This window comes from Streptomyces sp. NPDC048643 (genome assembly GCF_040650615.1).
GTDB lineage: Bacteria > Actinomycetota > Actinomycetes > Streptomycetales > Streptomycetaceae > Streptomyces.
Genome location: NZ_JBEZHO010000017.1, coordinates 144,694 through 167,062 on the forward strand (window position 1 = coordinate 144,694; position 22,369 = coordinate 167,062).

Sequence of the window (22,369 nt, forward strand, 5' to 3'; positions counted from 1 at the left end):
CCCGCTCGGGCAGGCTGGGCAGATGGGAGTGTGGGAACTCCTGCTGGTCGGCGTGGTGATTCTGCTCGGCCTGTCCGGAGTACTGGTGCCCGGTCTGCCGGGGTCGTGGCTCGTCTGGGCCGCGGTTCTGTGGTGGGCGCTGACCGATCCGCGGCCGCTGTCCTGGGCGGTCCTCGTCGGCGCCACGGTGGTCCTGCTGCTCGCGCAGGCCGTCCGGTTCGTGCTGCCCCCGCGCCGACTGCGGGAGAGCGGCGCCACCACCCGTATGGCGGTGTACGCCGGGGCCGGGTCCCTCCTGGGTTTCGTCCTGGTGCCGGTGGTGGGTGCGATCCCCGGTTTCGTCGGCGGCGTCTATCTCTGTGAGCGGCTGCGCCTCGGCGGCCGGGGCGAGGCGTGGACGTCGGTGCGGACCGCGATGCGGTCGGGCGGCTGGAGCGTCCTGACGGAGTTCTTCGCCTGCCTGCTGATCCTGGGCGGGTGGCTGGGGGCCGTGGTCTGGGGCTGACGGGGGTCGCCTCCCGGGCGGCGGGTCCTACGGGTAGCGCGCCGCCGCGGTCGGGACGAGGGCGGTCAGGTCGATCGTGTCGGCGAGCGCCCGCATGCCGGTGTCGTTGAAGTGCAGATGATCACCCGGGTCGTAGCCGGGGAGGATGCGGTTCGGGCGGGCCGGGTCGCGGACCGTGGCGTCGAAGTCCGCGACGGCGTCGAAGATCCGCCGGGTGCGGATGGCGTCGTTGACCGCGAGCCGCACCGCTTCGCGGGCCGGGGTGTACGCGCTGTGGCCGCCGTACGGGGTGATCGTGGCGCCGATGACGCGGATGCCGCGGGCGTGGGCGCGACGCACGAGGAGCCGGTAGGCGTTCTCCAGGTCGAGGGGGTCCGTCACCTCGGGGCTGCCCTTGATGTCGTTGATGCCCTCCAGCACGATCATCGTGCGGACGCCCGCGCGGGAGAAGGCGTCGGTGTCGAGGCGGGTCAGGGCGCTCGGGCCGCGTCCTTCGCGCAGGACGCGGTTGCCGGAGATCCCCGCGTTGAGGACGCCGGGGCGGCGGTCCGCCGGGAGGTCCCGCAGCCGGTCGGCGAGCCGGTCCGGCCAGCGGTGGTCGGCGCTGAACGAGGAGCCCGTCCCGTCGGTGATGGAGTCGCCGAGCGCGACCACGCTGCCGGCGGTCGAGGAGCCGAGCACGTCGACGCCGGTCACGTAGTACCAGTTGCCGACCGTCGTCGTGTACGCCGCGCCGCTCTCGTCGGCGGTGCGGTCGCCGCCGGGTGCGACGAAGTTGGCCTGGAGCGCGGAGCGGTGGAACGTCGCCGGGCCGGAGTCGGCCGGGGTGTGCACCGACACCAGGAGGTTGGCGTCGGCGGGGACGGCCAGTTCCACGGGGTCGCTGACCACGTCCCGGCCGGCGGGCACGGTGAACGAACGGGCGCCGCCGAAGGTGACCGTACGCACGCTGCCGGCCACGGCGCCCGGCCCGGACGGCACGCCCGGGAGCTGCAACGCCAGGGTGACGGAGCCGAGTTGGAGGGGTGCGGTGCCGAGCCGGTTGGAGAGACGGACGCGGGCGGCCCGGCCGCCGAGACTGGTGTGCACGACATTGCGGACGGAGGCGCCCGGCAGTGCGGGAGCCGTACCGGAGGCGGCGCCCTCCCAGGTGCCGGTCCAGGTGTCCCGGGCACCGCTCCGGTTCTCCGCCCGGTGTGCCGCGATCGGGCCGGGCCCTGACTCCGCCTCGGCGACCACGCTCGGCGGGGTGAGAACCAGGGCGGTCACCAGGGTGACGAGAAGGCGCCTGAGCATGATCGCGCGGGTCATGGGGCCATGGCTTCCCTGACCGCGGACCCGCGCAACGCGGCGTCACACCAATGGCGGCGGGACGCCGGCCCACGGCGTCCGAGCACGGTCGGACAACGGCACGTCCCTCACGAGCGGCCGCTCCCCGCCACCGACCCGAACCCGTGTCCTCCGATGGACCTAGGTCCGGAACCCGATGCGTCGCGGGGCGGCGCGTGTTTGGCTGCTGTCATGACCGAATTCAGCGAGGCGGAGCGCGCGTACCTCAGGTCGCAGCGGCTGGGACGACTGGCCACCGTGGACCCTCTCGGGCAGCCCCAGGCCAACCCCGTCGGCTTCTTCCCGCAGGACGACGGGACGATCCTGATCGGCGGATACGCGATGGGAACGACGAAGAAGTGGCGCAATCTGCAGAAGAATCCGAAGGTCGCGCTGGTCGTCGACGACATCGTCAGCGTGAGTCCGTGGAAGGTGCGAGGGCTCGACATCCGCGGTGAGGCCGAACTCCTCACCGGGAAGCACGACTTGGGTCCGCACTTCAGTGAGGAGCTGATCCGGATCCACCCGCGGCGGATCCACAGCTGGGGTCTGGAGGACTGAACGGCCAAGCGGGCCGAACCCGTTGATGAGGACCCATCTGGAGACACAACGGCCCAAGATCGCGGGGCCCGTGGACCTTGGTAGGGTCCCGAGCCATGACCGCCACGGAACCCACGATCCTGGCCACCTCGGGTGGTCACCGCGTCGGCGACCGCACCCGGGTGTTGTTCGGCCCGCTCGTCCACCACGCCGTGGAACTGGCCCGGGTCGAGGGCCGCCGCCCCCGGGTCATGTACGTCGGGACGGCGATCGGCGACGCAGAGCACTTCACGTCCAGGATGAGCGAGGCGGCCCGGGTGGCGGGCTTCGACCTCACGCCGCTGCACCTGTTCCCGATGCCGAACATCGAGGACGTGGAGAGCGCCGTGCTCGAACAGGACGTCGTATGGGTGATGGGCGGTTCGGCGGCGAACCTGCTCGCCGTGTGGCGGGTCCACGGACTCGACGCGGTGTTCCGCAGGGCGTGGGAGGCGGGGGTCGTACTCAGCGGGGTGAGCGCCGGTTCGCTCTGCTGGTTCCAGGGCGGGACCACGGACTCCTTCGGCCCCGAACTCCGCGCGCTCACCGACGGACTGGGCTATCTCCCCTTCGGCAACGGCGTCCACTACGACAGCGACCCGGGCCGCCGCCCCCTCGTCCACCGGCTCGTGGCCGACGGCACCCTCCCCGAGACCCACTGCACCGACGACGGCGTGGGCCTGGTCTACCGCGGCACCCGCCTCGCCGAGGCCGTCACGGAGATCCCCGGCAAGGCCGCCTACATCGTCCGCCGCGAGGACGGCTCGGCGACGGAGACCCGCGTCGAACCCCGCGAACTGGCCGCGCCGGAAGACTGAACCGCCTTTTCGTTCACCGTCTTTCGACGCGGCTGCCTACAACTGTCCTGCCACGCGCAGGTGCTGGACCGCGTACGAGCGCCAGGGGCGCCACGCGCCCGGGGTATCGGCTCCCGGGGGTGCCGTGTCCGGATCGCCGAGCGCGCGGCTGCGGATGACGGCGATGGTGGTCCTGTCCATGCCCGGCAGGGCGAGCAGGGACTCCCCCGCCTCGTCGCGGTCGGCGCCGGGGTCGAGGCGCAGGGCCCCGTCGGCGAGAGCGGCGGTCAGTGCGCCGAGGAGGCCGTCCGGCTCGGCCTCCGCGAGCACGGCGGCCTCCGGGAAGAGGTGCGTGAGCGGGCCGCACGGGGCGTCCAGCGCCTTCCCGTAGCGCAGCACGAGGCGCTCGGCCTCCTCCGTGCCCACCAGTGCGCGTACCGCCATCTCGTCCGGATCGGCGGTGCCCGGCGACCGCAGGCCCGGCCGCGCCGCGACGAGCGGGCCCAGCCGGGCGTCGGCCCCCAGCCTCTCGTCGACGGCGTACGGGTCGGCGTCGAGGTCGAACAGCCGGCGCAGCCGCTGGACGGCGGTGGTGAGGTCGCGGAGGTCGGTGAGGTGCAGCCGGGCGTCCAGCCAGCCTGCCGGGCGTCCTTCGCAGGGGTGGGCGGGGTGCTCCTGGAGTCCGGAGGAGGGGCCGACGAACGCCGCTCGGCCGGTCCCTCCGCCCTGCCTCTCGTCGACGGCGACGATTCCCGTTCCGTACGGGAGTCGGAGGGTGCGCCGGTAGGTGCGGCGGCCGCGGTGGCCGCTGACGGACTCGACGCCCGGCACCGCCTCGGCTGCCAGCAGGTCGAAGACGGCGGCGGACTGGTAGGGGCCCCGGTAGGCGAGCCTGAGGGGAACACCGGCTGCGGGGGTGGCCGCGCGGGCGGCGGGACCGGTGCGGGGCGCGGCGGCCCGCACCGCACTCGGCGTCGACGCGTAGACCGCGCGGATCGTGTCGTTGAACTGGCGCACGCTGGCGAAGCCGAAGGGTCACGACTGACAGTTCAGGAGAACCCTTCTCATGATGGCAAAACCCCAGGTCAGCGACACGTCACCGACTCCCTTCACGGCGGGCATGACGACTCCCTTGCGCGGACTGTCCGTACTCCGCTTGTCCGTGATGACGGACGAGACGACAAGCCCCGAACGTCAGCGTGGAGCCAACCACGAAGTCGGCGCGGCACTGAACATAGATTTTGGCGACCGTGAAGCCGTAGACCTGGGCGTCAGCGCGTCCAAGACAACGCCGTTCGAGCGTCCGGAGCTGGGGGCATGGCTGAAGCGCCCCGAAGAGTTTGACGCGTTGGTCTTTTGGCGTTTTGACCGTGCCGTTCGATCCATGGACGACATGCACGGACTGTCAAAGTGGGCACGCGATCACCGGAAGATGATCGTCATTGCCGAAGGTCCGGGCGGCAGGCTTGTGCTGGACTTCCGCAACCCGCTTGACCCCATGGCGCAACTCATGGTCACGCTCTTCGCGTTCGCCGCTCAAATGGAAGCCCAGTCCATTCGGGAACGCGTGTTGGGCGCTCAGGCAGCAATGCGCACCATGCCGCTTCGTTGGCGCGGCTCACGTCCGCCTTACGGGTATGAGCCGGCCGAATTGGAAGACGGCGGCATGACACTCGTTCAGGACAGCGACGCTGTTACCGTGATTGAAACCATGATCAAAGAACTCATGAGCGGTAAGACGGCAACCGCCATTTGTGCCGAACTCAACGACGCGGGAATTCCGTCACCGCGCGATCACTGGAGCCTGATACAAGGCCGGAAAACTGGGGGCAAGGTCGGCAACAGTGTGGGCGAAAAGATCGTGAAGGAACGCTTCAAATGGCGTCACAACGCCATTAAGACGATGCTCACTTCGGAAGCCCTGTTGGGCTGGAAAATGACCAAATCAGGGCCCGTGCGGGACAGCGAAGGCGTACCCGTCATGGCTACGCGTGAGCCGATTCTGACGCGTGAGGAATTCGACGCTGTGGGAGCGCTCTTCACCGACAACAACGACGGTACGAAGTGGTTCCGCACTGACAGTGTGGCGCTCTTGCTGCGCGTGATCTGCTGTGACGGGTGCGGGCAGAGTATGTTTATGAGTCGCCCCTCAGCGAGCAGCAAGGGAACCAACAAATCTGAAATCTACCGATGCGGCTCATACGCACGCGGGGAGAAATGCCCGGCGCCGGCCACCGTGAAGCGCGAATGGGCTGAAGAGTACGTGAGGGACCGATTCCTTGACGCTGTAGGGGGGTTGATGCTGACGGAGACGCGCCGTATCCCTGGGTACGACCCTCAGCCGGAGATTGACGCCACAACGGCGGAGTACGAAGCCCACATGCGGGAGCAAGGACAACAGACCAGCAAGGCGGCACAAGCGGCATGGAAGCGGCGCGCAACGGCACTTGACGCGCGTCTAGCGGAGCTTGAGACACGAGAAGCGCGACCGGCACGAACCGAAGTCGTCCAACTGGGCGTGACCATGGCGGACGCATGGCGCGACGCTGACGACAAGGGGCGACGGGACATGCTTCGCGAAGCTGGGGTGACAGTCCGAATCAAGACGGCGCAGCGTGGACGAGTGTTCAAGCTCAACGAAGACCGTGTGATCTACGCCATGGAGAACGAGTTTTTCACCCAGGGAGCGGAAGAGCTTGAGGCGATAGCGCGCGCTGAGGCGTGACAGCGGAAGGGGTCGGACCTTCGGGTTCGGCCCATTTTCCGTCCCTTCAAATCGTTAGTTAGCCTAAGTAACAGTGACTCCGTCACCACAGCACGGAAGGGCAAGCCGTCTGACCTGGGCTTAGTGATGCTGTGACGCTGTGACTGTTTTTCTGAATTCACACCAACACATATAGAGAGCAATCCAAATTTGAAGCCACTTCGTCACAGCGTCACCGCGCACGACGAAGCCCCCAGGTTTCCCCAGGGGCTCCGCTGTGGTCTGCCGGTCAGCCTTCGCGAATCGCCTTCCGCACCCGGCGCTGAAGGCAGCGGATAGCCGGCGAAGTCATGCTCTCCCCGAAGTCAAGCCCCCGTCCGTCGCTGAGCGTCTGCCGGTCAAGGCGCTCCAACACGTCTTCCCAGTCAACCCGCGTGTTTTGGTACCAACCGTCCACAATCTCAACCGCCATATCAACAATCTCGTCCGTAATGTCGTCAGCGGTTTCGGGTGCGTAGTCCATGCGCGTGCCTTCCGTCGGTTGATATGAACCTATCCTCCTCACGTGAGTATGTCAACAGGTTACCGACTCCCTTCATATAGGTAGTGGGGAAACGCGCCGCGCATACAGCACCTATCCGGTTCGGCGGTCTGAGCGCGTGCCCACTGTTGTCGGTTGCTCCCTTGATCTCTCCCAGGGTTGAGCGACCGACGTTGCTTCGTTGGCCTAGTGGCTTAGGGCAGCGCCTTGTCATGGCGAAGGTCACCGGTTCGAATCCGGTACGAAGCGCTTTGCGGTACGGAGTCCCGGCTAAGGCGTGGTCGGGTGCCCGGTCACATGGGTATGCAGGGGCTTAGGCGCCTGACCGGTTCGAATCCGGACTATCGCGATTCACTTAGGGGGCGCATTGAGCGGGTACACCTGGGCGTGGTTGGCATGGCTGGGCGCATTCGTCGTCATTGAGGGTAAGGCGCTCTTCAATCGCACTGAGGGCGACACACTGAGCGAGCATGTGTGGAAGTGGTTTGCGGTAGCCGGCAGCGACTCGCCTTCGGGTTGGGTTCGGCTGAGGCGCTTCACGCTGCTGGCATTCATGGCGTGGCTCAGTGTGCACTTCCTTACGGGTGGGCGTTTCTGACCCACTCACCGTGAGTGCGTTGAGGGTAGGGGGGTGTCGCTCCCCGTGTCGCTGTGACAGATAGAGGGGGGGGGTGCCCGTATGCGTACACGCTGCCTTGATTGCCGGGGCTGGGCTACCCACTCAGGCAGGTGCGCTCTTCATCACGCTGACTACAACGCACGGCGCAGCATCAAGAGTCACGAGAAGAGGCGCGCTGCAATAGCACGTGGCAACAATGCTGCGGCCAAGTTGAGGCGCGCTGTACGTAAGGCTGTTGGTGCACACTGCGCTGTGTGTCATGGATGGTTCTTGCCTAGTCAGTTGGACATTGACCACGTGTTGCCCCTTGCGAAAGGCGGCGAAGACGTTGAGTCGAACGTGCAACCACTGTGCAAGACATGTCACAAGACGAAGACGGCAATTGATTTTGGAAAGCGTCCCTTCTGAGTAGGGGTATGCGGTCCGAAAGTTCAGCCCGAACCCTCTCAGCGATCCCGGCCCCAGCTCGAAAAACGCGCGCTAGGTGAGACGCCGGACCCCTGCCCCCCAGCGACCACGACCCTTGCAACTACTGGCATTGCGCCACTTCGGCACGCTGAGAATGGGTCAGTTAACGACCCGTGAAGCCCGCTGAAGGGGGTGCTAAATGAGTCGCGCGAAAGCCCCGGAGCTTCGGACCGGCAACGCGAACACTGCCGCTGAGGCCGCTGCCCCCATCGTGTATGAGGGACGCGCGCCCAGGGTGCCCAGTCACCTTAAGGAGACGGGCAAGGACGTGTGGCGGAACGTGTGGTCAGCCGGCATGGGTGCCTACTCCCCCGACACTGACCGCAACGTCATTCTTCGATACTGCGAACTTCACGACAGGCGCGCTGATCTTCTCGCCCTTGTCGCTGCCGACGGTTACATGTCTGAGGGTTACAACGGTCAGCCGGTCGCGCACCCGATGTTGCGTTACGTGGAGTCGACGGAAAAAGAACTTCGCTCCATTGAGACGGCGATTGGGTTCACGCCTGAAGCGCGTTTGCGCCTGGGGCTTGTCGCTGCTGAGGCACGGAAGGTAGCGGCCGGACCGGAAGACTTTTGAGAAGGGTGGTAACCGGTGACTGAGATTGACCCGGTTATCGCCCGACATATTCCCGCTGATGCCCCGTTCCCTTCTGAGGGATACCGGGTGGCTAAGTGGATTGAAGAGTTTTGCTATCTGACGGGAAGCTTCGCCGGCCAACGCTTCCGGCTTCTCCCGTGGCAGCGCGCGCTACTCATTGACGCTTACGAACTGACCCCGGACACCTTCGGGCGTTGGCGCCGTAAGCACCGCACGGTTGTCGTGTGTGTGGCGCGCAAGAACGGCAAGAGCACGATTGCCGCTGCCATCATGCTTTACCACCTTGTGGCCGATCGGGCGGACGCACAGCGACAGATTATCGCTGCTGCCAACGACCGAAACCAAGCCAGAATGGTTTTCGACTCCGCGAAGCAAATGGTGAACGCAAGCCCGAAGCTTGCCGCTGTCTGCGACGTACAGCGTGACGTGATCCGGTACAAGGACAACACTTACCGGGTTGTCTCGGCGGACGCTGGACGGCAACAGGGGCTTAACCCTGCCGCTGTCTCCCTTGATGAGTACGCGTTCAGCAAGCACTCCGACTTGTTCGACGCGCTGACCCTGGGTTCCGCCGCACGTAACCAACCCATGTTCTTGATCATCAGCACCGCCGGCCCGGACCCGGACGGACCGTTTGCCGCACTGTGTGAACAGGGTGAGCGTGTCAACTCCGGCGAAGCCGACGACCCGACCTTGTTCTATCGATCCTGGGGCCCGAAGCTGGGCGAGACGGTTGACCACCTTGACCCCGAAGTGTGGAAGGCGTGCAACCCGTCTTACGAAATTCTGAACCCGGATGACTTCAAGGCGGCAGCGCAGCGGAGTACGGAAGCTAGCTTCCGCATCTACCGACTGAGTCAGTTCGTGCGTGGCGCGTCTACGTGGTTGCCGCATGGGCTGTGGGATTCGCTGGGCACGAACGCTGAGCCGCTTGAGCCGGGTGACGAAGTGGTGTTGGGCTTCGATGGTTCATGGAAGGGCGACAGCACTGCGCTTGTCGCTTGTCGCATTGCTGACCTTCGGGTGTTCGTGCTGGGTCACTGGGAAGCGCCGGCTGATGATGTTCATTGGCGCGTGCCCATGGCCGACGTGCGCGACGCACTACATGAGGCGCTGGACGTGTACCGGGTGCGCAACCTTGTCGCTGACCCGTACCGCTGGGAGGAGACGCTAGACAACTTGGAGGCTGACGGCTTCCCGGTTGAGGCGTTCCCCACGAACTCACTGAAGCGCATGATTCCGGCGACTCAGGCTGTGTACGACGGTTGTCGTGACGGTCGGATCAGCCATGACGGCAACCCAGCGTTGGCCCGTCACATCGGTAATGCGGTGCTCCGTGAGGACAAGAACGGCGCACGCGTGACGAAGGAATACGCGGCAAGCCGTCGAAAGATTGACCTTGCCATCGCAATGATCCTTGCCGTTCACGGCGCGATCATGTGGCGCGAAGACAACGGCGTTCACACGAACACGGCGATTCTCGCGACCTGGGAAGGCGACGACGGACGCGTGTTCACGACCGGTCTTGCTGACGCTGACGACTTCTTCTCTGACATCTAACCCACTCACCGTGAGTGGGTTCACCACTGACCGAAGGGGGCACGGTGGGTTTTTGGTCTGCACTCTTCGGGCGGGACGATTCGCCGGCAGTGGCCGAACGTGGCTGGGAACCGTACGACCCGACGATTTACAACCTGGGCAACACAGCCGCTAGCGGTGAGCGCGTGACGGCACATGAGGCGCTTCAGGTGTCCGCCGTGTTCGGCTGTGTCCGTCTCCTCTCGGAGACGATCGCAACGCTTCCGCTGACGACGTACAGCAAGCGCGGTGGGGCACGTCGAGAGATCACGTCGCCTGAGTGGATTGACTACCCGAACGCTGAGCCGGGCGGCATGGGACGGATTGACATTCTGTCTCAGACGGTGCTGTCTCTCTTGCTTGAAGGAAACGCCTTCCTTGCTGTCAGGTGGCAGGGTCCGAACATTGTCGGTCTTGACGTCCTTGACCCGACGAAGATCCAAGTTCACATGGTTCAGCTTGAGCCGAACGGTGTGCGCCGGAAGGTCTTCGAAGCGTACGACATTGACGACGACGGTAATGAAGTGCTGTTGGGTTGGTTCACGCCGCGCGACGTTCTTCATATCCCCGGGATGATGTTGCCGGGTGAATTCGTCGGGTGCTCCCCGATCACATACGCGCGTGAATCCATTGGGCTTGCTCTTGCCTCACAGAAGTACGGCAGCAAGTTCTTTGCCAATGGCGCCATGCCTGGGGCTGTGGTTGAGGTACCGGGCACCATGTCCGAAGAGGGGCTTGCCCGTGCGCGTGAAGCGTGGCGCGCCGCGAACTCCGGCGTTGACAATGCTCACCGGGTTGCGCTTCTCACCGAAGGTGCGAAGTTCAGCAAGGTCGCTATGTCGCCGGACGAAGCCCAGTTCCTTCAGACGCGTCAGTTTCAGGTTCCGGAAATCGCGCGCATCTTTGGTGTGCCGCCGCACCTGATCAGCGACGCGACGAATTCAACTTCGTGGGGCTCCGGGCTTGCTGAGCAGAACATTGCGTTCAGCATGTTCAGTCTCCGCCCGTGGCTTGAGCGCATTGAGTCGGGCATCAATCGGCTTCTCTTCGCTGAGACAGCGGACCGCATGAAGTTCGTGAAGTTCAACCTTGATGAGATCAAGCGCGGTGCTCCGAAAGAGCGCATGGAGCTGTGGTCACTGGGTCTTCAGAACGGCATTTACAGCATTGACGAAGTGCGCGCCGCTGAAGACATGCCGCCCCTTCCTGACGGGTTGGGCGAGTCGTACCGGGTGCCGCTGAACCTTAGCCCCGTGGACGAAGAGAAGCCGGACCCCGTGCCGCCTACTCCCCCGGCAATTGCGCCGGCCGAAGAGCCGGACCCAGCAAAGCCGGACGATGAAGGGTCAACTGAAGATGACGGAGACGCGTGAGCGTCGCATTGCCGTCGGACACCTTGAAGAGCGCGCGTCTGATGACGGGCGCATTTCTATGCGCGGGTACGCGTACCGGTTCAACGAACTGAGTCACGACCTGGGCGGCTTCCGGGAACGCATTGTTCCTGGGGCGGGTGGTCCGTCGCTGCGACAGAACGACGTGTATGCGACCTTCAACCACGATACGGCGAGTCTGTTGGGGCGAACGTCCAGCGGCACGTTGCGGGTTGGGGAAGACCGCGAAGGCGGTTGGTATGAGATTGATCTGCCGGACACGACGGTTGGTCGTGACGTTGCTGAGCTTCTGAAGCGCGGTGACCTTCAGGGGTCGTCGTTCACCTTCCGGGTTCTCGACGGCGGGCAGCGTCGGGCAGATGACGACGACACGGAAACGGGGCTTCCCGTCCGTGAGATCACTGCCATGGATGTTGTGGAGCTGGGACCGGTAGTCAATCCGGCGTATCCCACAACTCAGGCTTCTCTTCGCTCGATCGAAGAGGCGCTGTGCATTGGGGAGTTCGCGCCCCAGGCGGAAGCCGAAGAGCGAACCGATTCTGAGCCGGCGGCCACTGCCCCGGTTTCTCACCTTGACGCGCGTGCTCTTGTTCGCGCGCTTTCTAAGTAAGGAGTGTCCGCATGGACGCGACTACCCTGAGCGCCAACTTTGAGGCGCGTGAGCGTGCGACCGCTGAGCTTCGGGCGCTGACTGATGAGTTCGCCGGCAAGCCCATGGACGCTGATGCGACCGCGAAGGAAGAGCGGCTTCTGACTGCCGTTGCTGACTATGACGGTCGGATCAAGCGCGGCATTGAGGCTATCAAGGCGACCGACGCTGTCACTTCGCTTCTGTCCGGGCTTCAGGGTTCCGGCGCCGGAGCACAGCGGTCCGCTGACGTTGACGACGCTGCGACTCTTCGTGCGGGCAACCTGGGCGAGTCTCGATCGTTTGAGTTCGCCCCTGAGAAGCGCGACGGCACGAAGGCCGCTAACCCGAACGTTCTGAGCCGGACCCTGTACGGTCAGCTCATCGCTCAGGCGGTTGAGCGTTCCGCGATCATGCGCGGCGGTGCGACTACCTTCACCACGTCGGACGCTAACCCGCTTGACTTCACGGTCATCACCGGGCGTTCGACCGCTGGGATTGTCACCGAGACTTCCGCCGTTCCTGAGTCTTACCCGACCACGACTCAGCGGAGTATGAGCGGGTTCAAGTACGGCTTTGCTTCGGTCGTCTCGTATGAGTTCGCCACTGACCAGGTTCTTGACCTGATCGGCTTCCTTGTGGGCGACGCGGGTCCGGCTATCGGTGACGCCATGGGTCGCCACTTCCTGACGGGTACCGGTACCGGTCAGCCGCGCGGAATCCTGACTGACGCTTCGCCGGCCACTGCGACCTTCGTTGGTGACGCTGACGACAGCACCGTTTCGGACGCGCTGATTGACCTGTTCCATGAGGTCCCGTCCGCGTACCGGGCCAACGCGAAGTACGTCGTCAACGACCTTCGTGCGGCTCAGATGCGGAAGCTGAAGGATGCGAACGGTCAGTACCTTTGGCAGTCCGGTCTTACCGTCGGCGCACCCAGCACCTTCAACGGCAAGGTCGTCGAGACTGATGACGGCGTTCCGGTCGACAAGATCCTGTTTGCCGACCTGAGCAAGTACCGGGTCCGCTTCGCTGGGTCGCTCCGTGTTGACCGTTCGGTTGACGCGAAGTTCTCCACCGATCAGATCGTGTACCGGTTCCTTCAGCGTGCGGACGGTCTCCTTGTAGACACCCGTGGCGCGAAGGTTCTGACTGTCACCGCTGCCTAGTCCTACCCAGGTTGGGGGCGAACCTACTCACCGTGAGTGGGTTCGCCCCTGTTCCCTGAAAGGGGGTCAGCGTGGCATACGCGACGATTGATGAGCTTCGCGCGCTTGACGGGTTGGATGATGCATCGCTCTTCAGTGATGAGCTTCTGTCCGACGCTGTGAGCTTCGCGGTCGAGACGGTTGAGGTTTACTGCGGGCAGCGCTGGGACACCGTGGAGAATCCGACTCCGGAAACGATCCGTTGGTGTGTGCGCACGCTTGCGCGTCAGTACGTGCTTGACACCGTGTCGCGCATCCCGGACCGCGCGCTTCAGCTTCAGTCGGAGTTCGGTTCGATTCAGCTTGCGCAAGCCGGCGGGAATTGGCGACCGACTTCACTGCCTGAGGTGAACGCGAAGCTGAACATGTACCGCGCACGCCTTCCGTTCATCTTCATGTGAGGGGCGCAGCGTGGCACTGATTTTTGACGCGAAGGTCGCACTGTTCGAAGCCTTGAAGGCGGCAACGCCCGGGGGCACTCAGGTGACCTTCGCTGAAACCGGCGATACCGGCCGGAGACAACAGGTTTGGTTGGGCGCGACCACTGACGACGACCTTGCTCCGGCGGCAATGCGCTCCGGGCCGAAGCCGACGAACGTCACTGGGTACGTGGAAGTTCACGCCGTAGCGATTACGCCCGGCAACCCCATTGACGCTGAGCGCGCCGTGTACGCGATTCGCGACAACGTGAAAGACGCGTGCGGAGCGATGAACGCCAACCTTGCCGCCGTGCCTGGGCTTCTCGACGTCCGGGCGGAGTCGACAAGCGTGGAGTCAACCGAGACAACTGACGGCGCCTATTCGGCGCTGACACTTCGCGTCCGTGTACGTGGGCGCGTCTACCAATAAGAAGGGGGCGCACGCATGGCGCTTGACGCAAGCATTGGCATTGGGCAGGAAGCCGGGTACGGCACTCCGTCCAACGTGGTTGAGGGTTACGAAGGTCACGCCGACTCATGGAAGACCACACGAGAGTTCATTGAGTCCGTTGGGTTCCGTGCCGGTATGCAAACGGCGCGCGCTGACCGACGGAACATTGTCAACATGGGTGGGGAAGGTGAGCTTGAAATTGATCTTCTCGATTCCGGCGCCGGCTCACTTCTCTCGGCAGCGTTCGACAAGGTAACGGTCACTGACACGGGGGGTGTGAAGACGACCGTTCTTGAGACTTCGGACGTGTCCGCCGCGCCTTCCTTCTCGGCTCAGATGGTTCGCCCGGGAACTGACGGCAGCAAGGTCGCGTACAAGCACGTTGGTTGTGTCGCCACTGAGTGGGGTCTGACCGCTGAGGTTGAGTCTCCGGTCACGCTGACAGTCACGTTTGACTTTCAGGATGTGTCGCACACGTCGAACCCTGCTGAGCGGGTTGAGCCGACGTATCCCGCTGAGGCGTACCCGTACGACTGGACGCGCACGGCGGTTGTCCTGAAGCGGAACGGCACTGCGGTTGCGTTCGACGCTACGTCGCTTGAGCTGACCGGCGACCTGGGCATGAAGGTTGACCGGCGCTTTCTGCGCGGCAATGAGCTGAAGAAGAAGCCCGTTCGCAACGCTGTCCCGACGTATGAAGGAACGCTTGAAGGCGAGTTCAGCGCGACTTCGCTGACCTTGTATGAGGCGTTCATTGCCGGCGAGATTTGCGCTCTTGAGGTGACGTTCAGCGGCATTGCCCCTGACTCGTCCCTGAAGATCGAGTGTCCCGCGATTCAGTTCACGGGCGAGTCTCCTGAGGCAGCGACGGACGAAGTCACGATTCACAACCTGCCCTTCCGCGTTCTCGATCCGGGTGACGGTACGGCAGCGATCAAGGCCACGTACGTTGAGCCCGGTACGCCGGCTGTTGGCTAATGGCTCAGCGGAGTGCGTACACGATTCGTGTTGATGGACTCCGCGAACTTCAGCGGAACGTGCGCACGCTGAAGGACAAGGAACTGAACAAGGCGGTACGTGAAGCGAACAAGGCTTCCGGTGAAGTTCTGTTGCCTCAGGCTGTGCGTGAAAGCCCGGACGGTAAGCGAGACGCGAAGTCGTCTAAGAAGTACCGTCCGGGCAGGCTGGACAAGTCCATCAAGGTTACGGCTTCCGTGAAGGGTGCCGTCATTAAAGCGGGTAGCGCGTCACGGGTTCCGTACGCCGCCGCTATTCACTTCGGTTACGGCAAGCGAAACATTCGCGCGAACCGATTCCTATTCCGTGCCATGGCGCGCAAGTCCGCTCAGGTTGCCGCCACGTATGAGCGCCGCATTGAGGCGGTTGTTCGCAATTACTTGGAGAGTTGATATGCCCGCGAAGAAGCCCGTTCCGGCTGTTGCTACCGATATGCCGGACGTCCTTGACCTGAAGCTTGACAGTCTCACCATTGATGAGATTGACGCCATTGAGGAAATCACGGGTCAGCCGCTGGACGCGCTGAACAAGCCGGGTGCACGCCGCGCCCCGATGCTTAAGGCAATGGCCTTCGTCGTCATGAAGCGCAAGAACCCTGAGTTCTCCATTGAGGATGCTGGGCGGCTTCGCATCAACCTGAAGGGCAAGGGCAAGGCGGACCCTACCGCAACCAACGCGTGATTGCGTGCGCGCGTCTGATCACTCACTTTCGCGGGTTGACGTGGTCGGACGTGCGCGGCATGGAGCTTCGCGACTTCAACGCGTTGGTTGAACAAATGGCGGAAGACATTGAGTCGGAGCGCAAGGACATGAAGCGCGCCGGACGTGGCAGGGGCGGCAGTAGCGGCAGCGCAAGCGGCGGTGAGCGACGCACGCCGGTTATGACTTAGGGGGTGCGTTGTGGCTAAGCCGATTCAGATCACGATCATGGGTGATGCTGATCAACTTGCCGACACGCTTGATCAGGCTTCGGAAGATATCAGCGCATTCGGTGAACAGGCGAAGGGGCTTGCCCTTGTGGCAGGTGGCGCTATCGCTGTGGGCATTGGTGCGGGGCTCATGGAGGCGCTGAATCAGGAAGCTGATTCAGACCTGTTGGCCGCACAGTTGGGGGCTTCGCCGGCTGAGGCTAAGAAGCTGGGTGAAGCGGCAGGCGCCGTGTACGCGGACGGGTACGGCGAATCCGTGGCCGACGCGAACGAAGCGCTCAAGAACCTTTGGCAACAGGGGCTCATTCCTGCCGGGGCTACCGCTGATGAAATGGCGAACATCAGCGAGAAAGCAATGAACGTTGCGACTGTCCTGGGTGACGAAGTCGGTCCGACGTCGAACGCCGTTGGGCAGATTCTCAAGACGGGACTTGCGAAGAACGCTGACGAAGCGTTTGACATTCTCGTTAAGGGAACCCAGGAAGGCGCCAACAAGGCGGAAGACCTGTTGGACACGTTCAACGAATACGGCGTTCAGTTCAAGGGGCTGGGGCTGGACGGCAAGACCGCAATGGGTTTGATCTCCCAGGGGCTTAAGGCCGGCGCACGTGACGGCGACCTTGTGGCGGATTCGCTGAAGGAATTCGGGCTTATCGTCCGCGCGGGTGGCGACGCTGTGAACGAGTCGTACGCGAAGATCGGCCTTTCCGGTAAGGAAATGACAGCGGCGATTGCCCAGGGTGGACCGGCGGCAGCGCAAGCGCTTGATCAGACGCTAGACAAGTTGCGCGCGGTGAAGGACCCGGCGGAGCGTTCGGCGTTGGCTGTACAGCTCTTCGGCACCCAGGCTGAAGACATGCAAGATGCGTTGTTCGCACTCGACCCCAGCAAGGCGGTTGAGTCGCTGGGCAAGGTCGACGGAGCCGCGAAGGCGGCAGGCGACACCATGAGCGACAACGCTGCCAACAAGGTGAAGATGTTCACCCGGAGCCTTCAGCAAGGCGTTGTTGACTTCCTGGGCGGCACGGTGCTTCCCGCTGTGGAGGCGCTTGCCGACAAGCTGAGTTGGGTCGGTACAGCCTTCACGGCAACGGCTGGGTTCATCAGTCAGCACAGCACGATATTCGGAACGATTGCCGCGCTGATCACGGTGCTTCTGTTGCCCGCGCTCATCGCATGGGCGACTCAGCAAGTCATCACAGCGACGGCTGTGGTTACCGGGTGGGTCACTACGGCGACGGCTTCGATCACTTCGGCAGCGACTCAGGTTGCTTCGTCGTGGTCCACGGTCGCCGGCTGGGTGGCTATGGCGGCAAGGGCTATCGCGTCCGGCGCAATCGTCGTCGCTCAGTGGGTTCTCATGGGCGTTCAGTCCATGATTCAGGCGGCACGTATGGCGGCAGCGTGGTTGCTTGCCATGGGCCCAATTCCGATCATCATTGCCTTGATCGTTGGCCTTGTGATCCTGGTTATTGCCAACTGGGACACGATCAAGGAAAAGACGCTTGCTGTCTTTCAGTGGATTTGGGATTGGATCAAGAAGATCTTCAATTGGCTGAAGGACCTATTCCTGAACTTCACGGGTCCGGGGCTCATCATCAAGCATTGGGACAAGATCGTTGCCGCCACGAAGACGGCGTTCAATTGGGTGAAGGACACAGCGAAGAAAGCCCTTGACGCTGTGGTCAACTTCGTTACGGGTTTGCCTGGGCGCATTGCTCAGGCTGGTCGGAATCTGCTTAATGCGGGCAAGTCAATCGGCGGCTTCGTTATCGACGGCATCAAGACCGGTCTTTCGAAGCTGGGCAACTTCGCTTCGTCGCTTGCCAACACGGTGAAGGGCGCAGCGAAGGGCGCTATCAACGGCGTGATTGATCTTCTCAACTGGGCGATTCCGAACAAGCTGGGTTGGGGCGCGCTGAGTATCGACCTTCCGGCGAACCCGATTCCGAAGATCCGCGCCATGGGTGGGCCGGCGAGTGGTCTGACTCGTGTCGGTGAGCGTGGCCCTGAGTGGGTCAACCTGCCGAACGGTTCCAACGTGATCCCGAATCACGCGGGTATCGGCAGCGGCGGAGTCACGGTCAACGTACAGACGAACGCCGACCCATGGGCAATCGGTCGCGAAGTGGCCTGGGCGCTCCGTACGGGTCCGGCGTAACCCACTCACGGTGAGTAGGTCAGCCCCTCAGCTTCACCGCTGGGGGGCTTTCCCATGGATGAAGGAGGTTACCCAGTGGCGCAACTGAGCGACTGGACTTGTGAGTTCAACGGGTTGGTCGTGGGCGAACCCGACTCCGCGATATCGATCGTTGGTGTCGACGGATTGCTGTCGCTGCCGGACGTGCGGACGTCGGACCTAACCCTTGTCCAGCGCAACGGGCTGTGGCCTGGGCGCGACTACATGAACGGGCGCACGGTGACCGTGACGCTTGAGGTGTACGGCAGCACCCGCGAAGAGTTCACGGAAGCCCTGAACGCTCTTCAGGCGGCTTTTACGACCGGTCTTGATGAGTTGCCTTTCCGGTTCCGTTTTCCGGGCGCAGCGGCGGACCAGACAGCTTACGTCATGGCACGTGTGCGACGGCGGAGCGCGCCTCTTGATCTGAACTTCGCGTACCTGACTTGCAACATGGTGGTTGAGCTTTTCTCAACGGCGCCGTACATCATCGGAGACGCGCCCAGGGAAGCGACCGTGAAGAGCTTCAAGCGGGACAAGGTACCAACTGGGCTTGTCATTCCCGTTGTTGTCCCGTGGGACGTTGAAGGGCAGGGTCCGGCGCCGGCTGATCCGGTCGCACGGTTCACCCAGTACGGCAGCGTTCCGGCGCGTCCAGTGGTCACGATCACGAACGGCGCTTCTCCCGTGCTCATGGATGACGTCACGGGTCAGTTCTTCGGCATCAACTATGACGGCACGGTGAGGGTTGATTCCGCTGCCATGACGGCGACGAACGACCTGGGTGACGACGTTAGCGGCTTCATCACGCTGGGTTCGACGTGGCCGGAGTACGGGCCCGGGGAGCACCGTTTGAAGCTCCGCAGTAGAGACGAATACACGACGGCAACGGCTTCGCTTACGTGGTCGGATAGGTGGGTTTGATGGGTTCCTTCGGTTGGTTTCAGGATGGTGTCGGGTACGGCGCGTCCGACCTGGGCAATTGGCATAACTTGATGTTGCCGCGCGGCGGTTTCAAACACGTCTTCGCGTCAACGTCCGGGTTCCTGGCTAGCTCGAATCAGACGGCGAGAACAGTTGCTATCGGCGCGGGCAGCGTTCTGCTGGGGTCGGCAACGAACGCCGCAACCTGGGTGTACAGCGACGGCGTAACTGTGGCGATACCGACGGCTTCCAACGACAACCCGCGTAGGGATTTGATCGTTGTTCGTGTGGCGACTGCCGCCGCTGATGGTGCTAACGGTGCGGTTATTGAAGTCGTACAGGGTACGCCGGCCGCTTCCCCTCAGGCTCCGGAGCGCCCGGAGAGTGCCGCTGTTATCGCGATTGTGGATGTGCCGAAGGCCACGACCACGTTCACGGTTACGGCGGCGCGTGCTACTGGCCCGTACACGGATCAGGCAGCGTTGGCGAACGGTCACCTTGCTATCAACTGGGCTGGGGTGCTGCCTTCGCCGGCCGCTTTCCCTGTCGGCTTCACGCTGTACGACTACGGCACTAATCAGCGCTGGGTTCGTCGGTCGGCAGGCGATTGGTTCACGACTGATCCGGGCCCGTGGAGGCTGTGCACGCTGTCCAATATTCAGGCGTCGGACGGGACGAGTGTGGCTGTGTCCGGCACGCTGTACGCGCGTGAGTCGTCTACCGCATGGGAACTGTCGGGACGCGTGGACTTCACGCCTGGGAAGAACATTGGGGCGCTTGTCAACGTGGGGGCGATTCCCGCAAGCATGTCGCGCCCGTCGGTACACACGTACGCGTCTATCAGTCAGTCATGGTCGACGACAACGGGTGCGTCTGCCCGACTCGCGATCACGAACACGGGCGCTCTTGAGCTGGGGTCGGTCGGCACGCTCACGGTTCTTTATGTGAACGTCCAGTACTCCAAGTCTCCGTGGAATACGGCGTGACCGTAGTTACCGACTCCCTTCGTATAGGCAGGGGGTATAGCCATGCCTGATTACGAAGTTTTGCAAGTGGAAGCCAAGACGGGCAGCGTCATTGCGACGTTGCCCGTCACGGGCATTAGCTACGGCGAGACGCTGAACGCTGCGGGTACCGCTTCGGTTGGTGTGCCGCTTGACGCTGCGGACCCGGAGACATTGAGCCCTGGGCGCTCCGCTCTTGTGGTGACGCGCGACGACGAACCCGCATGGGGCGGAATCATTTGGACGGCTTCCGCTGACCTTGCTGCGGGAACGCTCACGCTGAACGCGTCCGGGTGGCACAGCTACTATGCCGCGCGATTCCTTGCCATGGCCGGCGGATACAAGAGGCGTGCGGAACAAACCCTGTTGCTGCGCGAATGGATTGACTACGCCAACGACAACGGCGGCATCAATACGGACACGTCGGGGCTGAGGCCGATCGGGCGTTTCCGTTCGCGTGAATGGGGCTTCTCGGAGTTCAAGAACATTGCCGACGCAATCAATGAACTTGCCGACGAAGACGGCGGCTTTGACTTCCGGTACGAAACGTTTTGGCCGGACGCGAAGCACACGCGTATTGCTCACCGGATCGTGAAGGAAGACCGCGCGTCGAACACGTTCCCGACGCTGACCCATGGGCTTGACGCTGACGTGACCCAGGTTGCGTACGACGGTAGCAAGCAAGCGACACGAAGCTATGCGTTCGGCGCGGACCTGGGCACGGGCGTGAAGCCGTATGCGGCATGGTCCAACAACCTTGACACTCCGACGCTTACCCAGGTTGCCACGTACGCCGACTTGAAGTCGACAGCGGACCTTATCCCGAAGGCCGCTGCCCTGAGTGCCGTTGGCCGGCAGGTAATCGCTATCCCGACACTCGACCTTTACCCGGGCGTGTACAGCCCGAACAACTTCATCCCTGGGGCGTTCGGGACGGTCAATGTCGATTCCGGCTACGTGCGCTTGCTTGAAGAGTTCGTGATTGCTGAGCGGCGAATTGAAGTGGACGTCAACGGAACGGAGACGGCGGCGCTGTCTCTTGCGAGTAAGGAAGTGTTCGTTAGTGGCGATTCAAGCTAACGCGTTGCCGCCTTCCCTTGTGGCGGAGCTGAACGAAATGAAGAGGCGACTGACGGCGCTTGAGCGGAAGCCGAAGCTGGGCAGCGTAAATGAGCGGTTGCCGTTCGGCTCAACTCAGTCGCCTTCCCTTGAAGGGACGGAAGGCGCGGACTTCATTCACTCCCTGGGCATCATCAATTCCACGGGGCTGAATCAGCCGGTACTTCTGTGCTCCATCCCGTTTCACATCCCGTGGGGCACGTCAGCGGCGCTTGATGTGTCGGTGACCTTGTGGATTCGCGACATGGTCACGGGCGGCAAGACGCGTGAGATCACGATCACGAAGGCTGACGACACAAGCCCCGGCGGCTTCACGCGCAACATTACTTTCACGTGGCGGCACCCTCAGCCGGTCGGCTTTGATGACCCGAACGTGTACAAGGGCTTTGCCGTTGAGTACCGCGTGAACAATCGCGTTGACTTCGGGGGCGAGTCGCTGACGGTCGGTGTGGGCGACCCCCTGTTGATTACCGGTATCCCGGACGGCACGTACGCGGAAGAGTCCACGGACGGAAACCCGCGCATTGATGGTGGGCTTACTCCGACGGCGGTGAGCTGACATGGGGCTGACTGACGTTGTGGGCGGCGCTGAGATAGCCGGCGGCGCTGTGGTCTTCCTGTTGCTGGTCTATCGGCAGGTGAAGACGGGAACGCGCGACGGGTGGCGTGACGCTGCTGAGTCTCAGACGGCACGGGCTGACGCGCTTGAAGCCCAGGTGAAAACCCTTGTCGACGAAGTGCGCGCATTGCGCATTGAGAACGAGAAGCTTCGGGGCGAAGTCGCTGAGTTGCGCATTGAGAACCGTGAGCTTCGCACGCACATTGACAGTCTGATAGGGGGCAGCGGGTGAGCATTCCCAATGAGATTCCCACCGTTCGGGTAACCGGTACGTACGTGGGTCCCGACGGGCGCGCGCTGAAGGGAACGGTCACGTTCACGGGTCCGGGGCTTCTCACGTTCCCGGAATCCAACCTGTTCATTGCCGGTCCGGTCGTCGCGTCGCTGGACGAGTCGGGGCAGATTATCGACGCGGACGGCAACATTGGCGTACGCCTGCCTGCCACTGACGCGCCGGATATGAACCCGTCGGGTTGGGCATACGTGGTGAAGGAGAATCTGACCGGCGTTGTTGGGGCGCGAACGTACGCGTTGCTTCTTCCGGCAGACACTCCGGGCGACACGGTTGACCTTGCTGACGTTGCGCCGGCTGACCCGACCACGCCGAACTATGTTCCTGTTCCCGGTCCCCAGGGTGCCGACGGACGAGACGGAATCGACGGCGCACCGGGCATTGTGCAGTCCGTGAATGGCAAGTCTGACGCTGCTGTAACGCTGACTGCCGCTGACGTTGGTGCGTTCCCGGTTGCGGGTGGCGTGA

Annotated in this window: 23 protein-coding genes, 1 tRNA gene and 2 pseudogenes; 22 read left to right on the forward strand and 4 right to left on the reverse strand. The window is 63.3% G+C overall.

Annotated elements, in window-relative coordinates; all coding sequences use genetic code 11:
* The first annotated feature begins 22 nt into the window (after positions 1 to 22).
* Entirely contained in the window at positions 23 to 505 is a 483-nt protein-coding gene (locus tag AB0C62_RS19320) for a DUF456 domain-containing protein (RefSeq protein WP_362974659.1), read from the forward strand.
* A gap of 27 nt (positions 506 to 532) precedes the next feature.
* Here the strand turns inward: AB0C62_RS19320 and AB0C62_RS19325 are convergent, their stop codons facing one another.
* Complete coding sequence (locus AB0C62_RS19325; protein ID WP_362974661.1) at positions 533 to 1,816, reverse strand: SGNH/GDSL hydrolase family protein; 1,284 nt, start codon at positions 1,814 to 1,816, stop codon at positions 533 to 535.
* Between the two features lie 210 nt (positions 1,817 to 2,026).
* On the opposite strand from AB0C62_RS19325, the gene AB0C62_RS19330 reads away from it, so the two are divergent.
* On the forward strand, positions 2,027 to 2,395 hold the full coding sequence (locus tag AB0C62_RS19330; RefSeq protein WP_081220038.1) for a PPOX class F420-dependent oxidoreductase: 369 nt from the start codon (positions 2,027 to 2,029) through the stop codon (positions 2,393 to 2,395).
* 95 nt (positions 2,396 to 2,490) lie between these two features.
* Complete coding sequence (locus AB0C62_RS19335) at positions 2,491 to 3,231, forward strand: peptidase E (protein ID WP_362974663.1); 741 nt, start codon at positions 2,491 to 2,493, stop codon at positions 3,229 to 3,231.
* A 36-nt stretch (positions 3,232 to 3,267) separates the two neighbouring features.
* Here the strand turns inward: AB0C62_RS19335 and AB0C62_RS19340 are convergent.
* Positions 3,268 to 4,239: pseudogene (locus AB0C62_RS19340) on the reverse strand (AlkA N-terminal domain-containing protein); the annotation flags it as partial.
* A gap of 37 nt (positions 4,240 to 4,276) precedes the next feature.
* Between AB0C62_RS19340 and AB0C62_RS19345 the strand changes: the two are divergent.
* Positions 4,277 to 5,935: a recombinase family protein gene (locus AB0C62_RS19345; protein ID WP_362974665.1), complete on the forward strand. Its 1,659-nt coding sequence runs from the start codon at positions 4,277 to 4,279 to the stop codon at positions 5,933 to 5,935.
* A gap of 268 nt (positions 5,936 to 6,203) precedes the next feature.
* On the opposite strand, the gene AB0C62_RS19350 is transcribed toward AB0C62_RS19345, so the two are convergent.
* Positions 6,204 to 6,437, reverse strand: a complete 234-nt coding sequence (locus AB0C62_RS19350; RefSeq protein ID WP_362974667.1) for a hypothetical protein — start codon at positions 6,435 to 6,437, stop codon at positions 6,204 to 6,206.
* A gap of 193 nt (positions 6,438 to 6,630) precedes the next feature.
* Here AB0C62_RS19350 and AB0C62_RS19355 point away from each other — a divergent pair.
* The 17 genes from AB0C62_RS19355 to AB0C62_RS19435 all read left to right on the forward strand — a co-directional run bounded on the left by AB0C62_RS19355 (position 6,631) and on the right by AB0C62_RS19435 (position 21,549).
* Positions 6,631 to 6,704: transfer RNA gene (locus AB0C62_RS19355), tRNA-Asp, on the forward strand.
* 430 nt (positions 6,705 to 7,134) lie between these two features.
* Positions 7,135 to 7,482 carry an HNH endonuclease signature motif containing protein gene (locus tag AB0C62_RS19360; protein WP_362974669.1) on the forward strand — a complete coding sequence of 116 codons (348 nt, stop codon included), beginning with the start codon at positions 7,135 to 7,137 and terminating at the stop codon, positions 7,480 to 7,482.
* A 199-nt stretch (positions 7,483 to 7,681) separates the two neighbouring features.
* Positions 7,682 to 8,122 carry a phage terminase small subunit P27 family gene (locus AB0C62_RS19365; RefSeq protein WP_362974671.1) on the forward strand — a complete coding sequence of 147 codons (441 nt, stop codon included), beginning with the start codon at positions 7,682 to 7,684 and terminating at the stop codon, positions 8,120 to 8,122.
* A gap of 15 nt (positions 8,123 to 8,137) precedes the next feature.
* Positions 8,138 to 9,703, forward strand: a complete 1,566-nt coding sequence (locus AB0C62_RS19370; RefSeq protein ID WP_362974673.1) for a terminase large subunit — start codon at positions 8,138 to 8,140, stop codon at positions 9,701 to 9,703.
* Between the two features lie 14 nt (positions 9,704 to 9,717).
* On the forward strand, positions 9,718 to 11,094 hold the full coding sequence (locus tag AB0C62_RS19375) for a phage portal protein (protein ID WP_362974675.1): 1,377 nt from the start codon (positions 9,718 to 9,720) through the stop codon (positions 11,092 to 11,094).
* On the forward strand, positions 11,078 to 11,722 hold the full coding sequence (locus tag AB0C62_RS19380; protein WP_362974677.1) for an HK97 family phage prohead protease: 645 nt from the start codon (positions 11,078 to 11,080) through the stop codon (positions 11,720 to 11,722). Before AB0C62_RS19375 ends, AB0C62_RS19380 begins: the two co-directional genes overlap by 17 nt.
* A gap of 11 nt (positions 11,723 to 11,733) precedes the next feature.
* Positions 11,734 to 12,909 carry a phage major capsid protein gene (locus AB0C62_RS19385; protein WP_362974679.1) on the forward strand — a complete coding sequence of 392 codons (1,176 nt, stop codon included), beginning with the start codon at positions 11,734 to 11,736 and terminating at the stop codon, positions 12,907 to 12,909.
* Between the two features lie 71 nt (positions 12,910 to 12,980).
* A complete protein-coding gene (locus AB0C62_RS19390; protein WP_362974681.1) occupies positions 12,981 to 13,349 on the forward strand; it encodes a hypothetical protein in 369 nt (122 codons plus the stop codon).
* Positions 13,350 to 13,359: 10 nt separating this feature from the next.
* Positions 13,360 to 13,797: a hypothetical protein gene (locus AB0C62_RS19395; protein ID WP_362974683.1), complete on the forward strand. Its 438-nt coding sequence runs from the start codon at positions 13,360 to 13,362 to the stop codon at positions 13,795 to 13,797.
* 15 nt (positions 13,798 to 13,812) lie between these two features.
* Positions 13,813 to 14,796 carry a phage tail tube protein gene (locus tag AB0C62_RS19400; protein ID WP_362974685.1) on the forward strand — a complete coding sequence of 328 codons (984 nt, stop codon included), beginning with the start codon at positions 13,813 to 13,815 and terminating at the stop codon, positions 14,794 to 14,796.
* A 59-nt stretch (positions 14,797 to 14,855) separates the two neighbouring features.
* Entirely contained in the window at positions 14,856 to 15,227 is a 372-nt protein-coding gene (locus AB0C62_RS19405; protein WP_362974687.1) for a hypothetical protein, read from the forward strand.
* A 1-nt stretch (position 15,228) separates the two neighbouring features.
* Positions 15,229 to 15,516: a hypothetical protein gene (locus tag AB0C62_RS19410; protein ID WP_362974689.1), complete on the forward strand. Its 288-nt coding sequence runs from the start codon at positions 15,229 to 15,231 to the stop codon at positions 15,514 to 15,516.
* A 219-nt stretch (positions 15,517 to 15,735) separates the two neighbouring features.
* Entirely contained in the window at positions 15,736 to 17,925 is a 2,190-nt protein-coding gene (locus tag AB0C62_RS19415; RefSeq protein ID WP_362974691.1) for a phage tail tape measure protein, read from the forward strand.
* Between the two features lie 75 nt (positions 17,926 to 18,000).
* Positions 18,001 to 18,867, forward strand: a complete 867-nt coding sequence (locus tag AB0C62_RS19420; RefSeq protein WP_362974693.1) for a hypothetical protein — start codon at positions 18,001 to 18,003, stop codon at positions 18,865 to 18,867.
* Positions 18,867 to 19,853, forward strand: coding sequence for a hypothetical protein (locus AB0C62_RS19425; RefSeq protein ID WP_362974695.1), 987 nt, complete (start codon positions 18,867 to 18,869; stop codon positions 19,851 to 19,853). The genes AB0C62_RS19420 and AB0C62_RS19425 overlap by 1 nt, the downstream gene beginning before the upstream one ends.
* Before the next feature lie 42 nt (positions 19,854 to 19,895).
* Positions 19,896 to 20,951: a hypothetical protein gene (locus AB0C62_RS19430; RefSeq protein WP_362974696.1), complete on the forward strand. Its 1,056-nt coding sequence runs from the start codon at positions 19,896 to 19,898 to the stop codon at positions 20,949 to 20,951.
* Positions 20,935 to 21,549 (forward strand): hypothetical protein, encoded by a 615-nt coding sequence (locus AB0C62_RS19435; protein ID WP_362974697.1) that lies wholly within the window; start codon positions 20,935 to 20,937, stop codon positions 21,547 to 21,549. The genes AB0C62_RS19430 and AB0C62_RS19435 overlap by 17 nt, the downstream gene beginning before the upstream one ends.
* Here the strand turns inward: AB0C62_RS19435 and AB0C62_RS19440 are convergent.
* Positions 21,527 to 21,811, reverse strand: coding sequence for a hypothetical protein (locus tag AB0C62_RS19440; RefSeq protein WP_362974699.1), 285 nt, complete (start codon positions 21,809 to 21,811; stop codon positions 21,527 to 21,529). The genes AB0C62_RS19435 and AB0C62_RS19440 overlap by 23 nt on opposite strands.
* 26 nt (positions 21,812 to 21,837) lie before the next feature.
* Between AB0C62_RS19440 and AB0C62_RS19445 the strand changes: the two are divergent.
* Positions 21,838 to 22,369 (forward strand): annotated as a pseudogene (locus tag AB0C62_RS19445) (phage tail protein); the annotation flags it as partial.

Bases quoted from the DNA above. Each gene is read 5' to 3' on its own strand.
- AB0C62_RS19320 (WP_362974659.1), top strand. From the start codon at position 23: ATGGGAGTGTGGGAACTCCTGCTGGTCGGCGTGGTGATTCTGCTCGGC.
- AB0C62_RS19325 (WP_362974661.1), bottom strand. From the start codon at position 1,816: ATGACCCGCGCGATCATGCTCAGGCGCCTTCTCGTCACCCTGGTGACC.
- AB0C62_RS19330 (WP_081220038.1), top strand. From the start codon at position 2,027: ATGACCGAATTCAGCGAGGCGGAGCGCGCGTACCTCAGGTCGCAGCGG.
- AB0C62_RS19335 (WP_362974663.1), top strand. From the start codon at position 2,491: ATGACCGCCACGGAACCCACGATCCTGGCCACCTCGGGTGGTCACCGC.
- AB0C62_RS19345 (WP_362974665.1), top strand. From the start codon at position 4,277: ATGATGGCAAAACCCCAGGTCAGCGACACGTCACCGACTCCCTTCACG.
- AB0C62_RS19350 (WP_362974667.1), bottom strand. From the start codon at position 6,437: ATGGACTACGCACCCGAAACCGCTGACGACATTACGGACGAGATTGTT.
- AB0C62_RS19360 (WP_362974669.1), top strand. From the start codon at position 7,135: ATGCGTACACGCTGCCTTGATTGCCGGGGCTGGGCTACCCACTCAGGC.
- AB0C62_RS19365 (WP_362974671.1), top strand. From the start codon at position 7,682: ATGAGTCGCGCGAAAGCCCCGGAGCTTCGGACCGGCAACGCGAACACT.
- AB0C62_RS19380 (WP_362974677.1), top strand. From the start codon at position 11,078: ATGACGGAGACGCGTGAGCGTCGCATTGCCGTCGGACACCTTGAAGAG.
- AB0C62_RS19385 (WP_362974679.1), top strand. From the start codon at position 11,734: ATGGACGCGACTACCCTGAGCGCCAACTTTGAGGCGCGTGAGCGTGCG.
- AB0C62_RS19400 (WP_362974685.1), top strand. From the start codon at position 13,813: ATGGCGCTTGACGCAAGCATTGGCATTGGGCAGGAAGCCGGGTACGGC.
- AB0C62_RS19410 (WP_362974689.1), top strand. From the start codon at position 15,229: ATGCCCGCGAAGAAGCCCGTTCCGGCTGTTGCTACCGATATGCCGGAC.
- AB0C62_RS19425 (WP_362974695.1), top strand. From the start codon at position 18,867: ATGGGTTCCTTCGGTTGGTTTCAGGATGGTGTCGGGTACGGCGCGTCC.
- AB0C62_RS19430 (WP_362974696.1), top strand. From the start codon at position 19,896: ATGCCTGATTACGAAGTTTTGCAAGTGGAAGCCAAGACGGGCAGCGTC.